This window comes from Limnobacter sp., from assembly GCF_964228395.1.
Lineage (GTDB): Bacteria > Pseudomonadota > Gammaproteobacteria > Burkholderiales > Burkholderiaceae_B > Limnobacter.
In genome coordinates, this window is record NZ_CAXQZX010000087.1 from 1 (window position 1) to 4,141 (window position 4,141).

Below are 4,141 nucleotides of genomic sequence, written 5' to 3' on the forward strand. Positions count from 1 at the left end.
TACACTCTGTCCCTACACGACGCTCTTCCGATCTCTGGACCGCCAAACAGCAAGGCCAGCGTGGGCAACAACATGGCTGCGCCAGCCGAGCCAAAATTGCCCCATCCGCCATAAATGCCTTCGGCTGTGCCCAGTTGGTGAGCAGGAAACCACTCACTGACCATTCGAATACCAATCACAAAGCCGGCCCCAATGAAACCCAGCAAAAAACGCGACAACGCGGCCTGGGCAAAATCGGTCGAAAAGGCAAACAAGAAGCAAGGAATGGAGGACACAAACAGCAGCGCGGCATACACAAGCCTGGGGCCAAAGCGGTCGGTGAGCATGCCAATCACGATGCGGGCGGGAATGGTCAGCGCCACGTTGAGGATCAACAGGGTTTTAACCTGCTCCTTGGTAAGGCTTAAAGAGTCAGCAATGGCACCCAGCATGGGGGCATGGTTGAACCAAACAAAAAAGGTAATAAAAAACGCCACCCAGCTCAGGTGAAGTATTTTCATTTTCCCTGTGAAAGAAAATAAATTCATGGAAGTGTGATCGTTCATGGCCGGGCCTCTATTTATGGGTATTTAAAAGCGCAAAAAAAGCCCACCCCGTACAGTGCCAGAAGGCCTGCATGGGGTGGGCTTCATTGCCCGTGTTTGCTGCTTGAATTGTGTTTGCCGCGCACTTGTTTGGTGCGAAAGCGGCGAGTCAGCCACCGAAAATACCGTTTCGGGGATGGGCTCCGTCATCTTTTGGACCCAACTTGGCGTTCTAAGACAATCAATGCAGAATTCGTGCCAGGAACTGAGGCAAATAAAAATTGTCCGTAAACAGGATGCGTTTTTCCTGATTTTGGCTAAACTGATCAAGTCTGGATTTCATTTGTTTGTGCAGTGCTAGAGGTGGTTGTATGCGCTTGTTGATAGGTTTGGTAGTTGGTTCTGCGTTGGTGCTGGGCGCTTGTGCTTCCACTTACCGAGTGAGCCCCGTGGTTTCAGAAAATCAATTACAGGTCGCGGCTTCATCTGGGGAGTCGCTTCGTTCAAGTAAAAAGCATGTCGTGGAAGTTGGGGCCATTCGGCCTAGCATGCGCCAGTTTGACAGCCCGCGTTTTAATGTCAGATTCAAAAATCAAGGCAAAGAGCCTTTGGAGTTTTCTACTGAAAATGTGTCAGTCACTTTCAATGGCTCCGCTGCGAGGGTTTTGAGCTACGAAGCTCAAATTCAGGACGTACAAAATCGTCTCGCTTACTACGGAATGCGTGCTCCAATTTTTTACAACCCAGCACAGTCGTTTTTTTATCACCAGCCTTTGCACTATCAGCCCTTCGGGAGCCGCCGAGGTGGCTTTTTAATGGTGGAAGATTTTAATGATCGAATCGATGTGCAGCAGGCACTTGCCGATTTGGATTACATTCAAAAAAACAGCTTGAAACCCAGGGTAGTGCGCCCCGGTCAAGAGGCGTTCGGCGAAATTGTTGTGGGCTCCAAACTCGGCGCCAGTTCATCACAGAGTATGGTGGTGACCGTGGTTGTGGATGACGAGCAACATCAATTCACTTTTGGATACGACGAACTAAAATAGTCGGTGCAGTGTGTGCTTGTTATTGGTCTTCAACTGACAATTTTTCGGAAGGCGCACAATTTTGCCTGAAGGAACGCGATGGTGGCTTCGCGTTCTTTCAACTGCGCATGTAAATACTCCAAGGCATTGTTGAGTTGTTCAAGTTCGCTGCCGCGTTGCTCCAACAAAGCGCTGGCCCTCGCTTGCAGTTTGGCCAACTGCCCAGCCAGCAGCGCATTCTCCTCAAGCAATTGTTCAAGGGTTTTGGTTCGACCCAGCCACGCATCAATATTGCCCATGGCGCAGCGCTCCTGTTAATGAAAAGAGCCACCAGTGCTGCCGCAATGGGGCGGCGCGGCTTGCAGAGCGCCGCTGGCGGGGTCCATGCGCTCAATCTGGCCTTGGGCAAAACCCATCATGCCAAGCAGATCCCTGAAGGCAGCTGGCTCAAACCGAAGCGTCATGTAATGCAAACACAGCGACACCACTTTGCTGTCGTGGCAGTAATACACTGCACCGTTTTCGCTGCCGGCCAGCCAATGCCCCAACTGGGCTTTGCAATTGGATTGGGTCATGTTGCCTCTCAAAATAATTGAAATAAGAGCAATCATCGTAAACGATAATCGTTCTCATTACAATCGAAAGAGTTAACTTTTAAAACCAAAATTCGAAAAGGGTCGACTCTGTCGACCCCATGCGATTTACTGGTCCATCAGTGTGAAGGTGAGGCCAGCATGGCTTTGTAAACGCCCAATTAATTTGTCACCAAAAATCGAGGCGGGCGTCCAGAAGCCACCGGGGTGGCCGTCTACATCCTTGGCCAAACAAGCCACGGCCTCGCCCAGCATTTTGGCGGTTGAACCATAGCCGGGGTCCATGTCTCCTGTGACGCGGGCTACCAAGGTTTGAGCCTTGCTGGTTTTGCCGAAAAAGCGAAGGTCATAGTTGCCTTGCTTCTGGGACTTTTCGCTGGGCCCTTGGCCAGGCTTGGGCACCACAAATTTTTCCAAAGCCCAGCGCGTTGGGGGCAGGGCCGCACCCAGCAAAAAGCCACCCATGGCAGAGGCAAGCCCCATGGCTGTCAGTCGGCCACGCAAACCAGCGCCGGTCATCATGGCTTCGTCGTATTTGAAGTTTTTGCCGTAGGCGTACTGGGTCAGTGCGTTGCTCCGGTGCACCACGCGAGTGTTGATGCCAGCCATGACAAACGGGGCCACCCAGCTTTTGGCGGTTTTATCAAACTCGGCAAACTTTACATTGGGTTGGCGTGCGGCCAGCTTTTCAGGGCACAGCAAATAGGGGTTGGCCAGGCTCTTTGCCAGTGCAGGATTGGCTGCAACCTCACGGGTCACGTTGATCATGCTGGCCACGGTGCCGCCAGAAAACTCGCCCTTCATGCGGCGCACCCGCATGGCCACAGTTTCGCAGGGCTCACCAAATTGGCTTTTGGCGGCCTGCTGTAAAAAATGCACACCGAGGTCTGAGGGTATGGAATCAAAGCCACAACAATGGACAATGCGTGCGCCGGTTTGCTGGGCGGTTTTTTCATGCGCTTTGATCATTCGATCTATCCACTGCACCTCGCCGGTGAGGTCGCAGTAGTCGGTGCCTGATTCTGCGCATACGCTGACCAGGTTCGATCCATACAAGGCATAAGGCCCCACGGTGGACACAATCACACCGGCTTGGCTGCACAAATTCATCAGAGATTCTTTGTTGCTGGCTTCCGCGGTCAGAATGGGCAGCTTTGATGCCTCCTTGCCCAGGGTGGCACGCAGCGCCTCCAGCTTGGCGGAGTCGCGTCCAGCAATCGCCCAGCTCAGTGTAGAGCCTGTACCGTGTTTTTCCCAAAGGTATCGGACCAGAATTTGACCCACAAAGCTGGTGGCACCGAATACGACAACATCGAATTTCTTGTTTTTCACCGTTCTGTCTCCGTATGTAATTTTTCAACCCAGCAATTCTCTCATATGCCAGGGGCGGCCAAAGGATATTCCGGAAACTGTGTTTTTTTAAGTACTTCGGGTGATGACCCCAGAACGGAGCTTTAACCCGATCGGGGGGACTCAAATTGGATGTGGAATATTTAAGGTGAGCCTAACCCAAGGAGACCCCAATGTGCAGTTTTAACCTCGCCCAGCTTTTGCCGTTTCGCATCGAACAAGCGCAAAGCGACCTTGACTTTCAAGCTGCGGCCATGGCCAGGCAACTGGCCTACGGCCGCCATCTGCCCGCATTTGGGTGTGTGGTGGGGCAGGCCGACCCCGACGATCTTCAGCCCCATGCCGCGGTGTTGCTGGCCCAGTCCAAACTCGACGCCTCATGCATTGGCACGGTGCGTGTCCAAATTGCCAATGGCGGTACCCTGCGGTTAGAAGACTCTTTCGCGCTGCCCAAAGCTTTGCGCACTGGTCGCATTGCAGAAATATCCCGTTTGGCCATACCCGCAGGGAGCAACGGTTTGGCCCTGCGCTTGATGCTGATCAAGGCAGCCTATTGGTATTGCAGAAGCCAGCAGGTAGACCGATGCTTTTTGTGTGTTAGGCACCCCGTCGACCGGCAATACCGGCGGTTCGACCTGCACGACGTGCT

General features: G+C 52.9%; 5 protein-coding genes and 1 pseudogene. 2 read left to right on the forward strand and 4 right to left on the reverse strand.

Annotation, left to right across the window (positions count from 1 at the left end; translation table 11 throughout):
* A partial coding sequence (locus tag ACEQU8_RS07165) for an MFS transporter (protein ID WP_372521235.1) occupies positions 1-545 on the reverse strand: 545 nt, incomplete at its 3' end.
* Positions 546-895: 350 nt separating this feature from the next.
* On the opposite strand from ACEQU8_RS07165, the gene ACEQU8_RS07170 reads away from it, so the two are divergent.
* A complete protein-coding gene (locus ACEQU8_RS07170; RefSeq protein ID WP_370262576.1) occupies positions 896-1,570 on the forward strand; it encodes a hypothetical protein in 675 nt (224 codons plus the stop codon).
* Positions 1,571-1,599: 29 nt separating this feature from the next.
* Here the strand turns inward: ACEQU8_RS07170 and ACEQU8_RS07175 are convergent, their stop codons facing one another.
* From ACEQU8_RS07175 to ACEQU8_RS07185, 3 genes are all read right to left on the reverse strand, one after another.
* Positions 1,600-1,848 carry a hypothetical protein gene (locus ACEQU8_RS07175; protein ID WP_370262577.1) on the reverse strand — a complete coding sequence of 83 codons (249 nt, stop codon included), beginning with the start codon at positions 1,846-1,848 and terminating at the stop codon, positions 1,600-1,602.
* 15 nt (positions 1,849-1,863) lie between these two features.
* Positions 1,864-2,124 (reverse strand): hypothetical protein, encoded by a 261-nt coding sequence (locus tag ACEQU8_RS07180; RefSeq protein ID WP_370262579.1) that lies wholly within the window; start codon positions 2,122-2,124, stop codon positions 1,864-1,866.
* A 126-nt stretch (positions 2,125-2,250) separates the two neighbouring features.
* Entirely contained in the window at positions 2,251-3,474 is a 1,224-nt protein-coding gene (locus ACEQU8_RS07185; RefSeq protein ID WP_370262580.1) for a trans-acting enoyl reductase family protein, read from the reverse strand.
* A 191-nt stretch (positions 3,475-3,665) separates the two neighbouring features.
* Here ACEQU8_RS07185 and ACEQU8_RS07190 point away from each other — a divergent pair.
* Positions 3,666-4,141: pseudogene (locus tag ACEQU8_RS07190) on the forward strand (hypothetical protein); the annotation flags it as partial.

Excerpts from the sequence above, each read along its gene's own strand:
- ACEQU8_RS07170 (WP_370262576.1), top strand. The coding sequence starts at position 896 with ATGCGCTTGTTGATAGGTTTGGTAGTTGGTTCTGCGTTGGTGCTGGGC.
- ACEQU8_RS07175 (WP_370262577.1), bottom strand. The coding sequence starts at position 1,848 with ATGGGCAATATTGATGCGTGGCTGGGTCGAACCAAAACCCTTGAACAA.
- ACEQU8_RS07180 (WP_370262579.1), bottom strand. The coding sequence starts at position 2,124 with ATGACCCAATCCAATTGCAAAGCCCAGTTGGGGCATTGGCTGGCCGGC.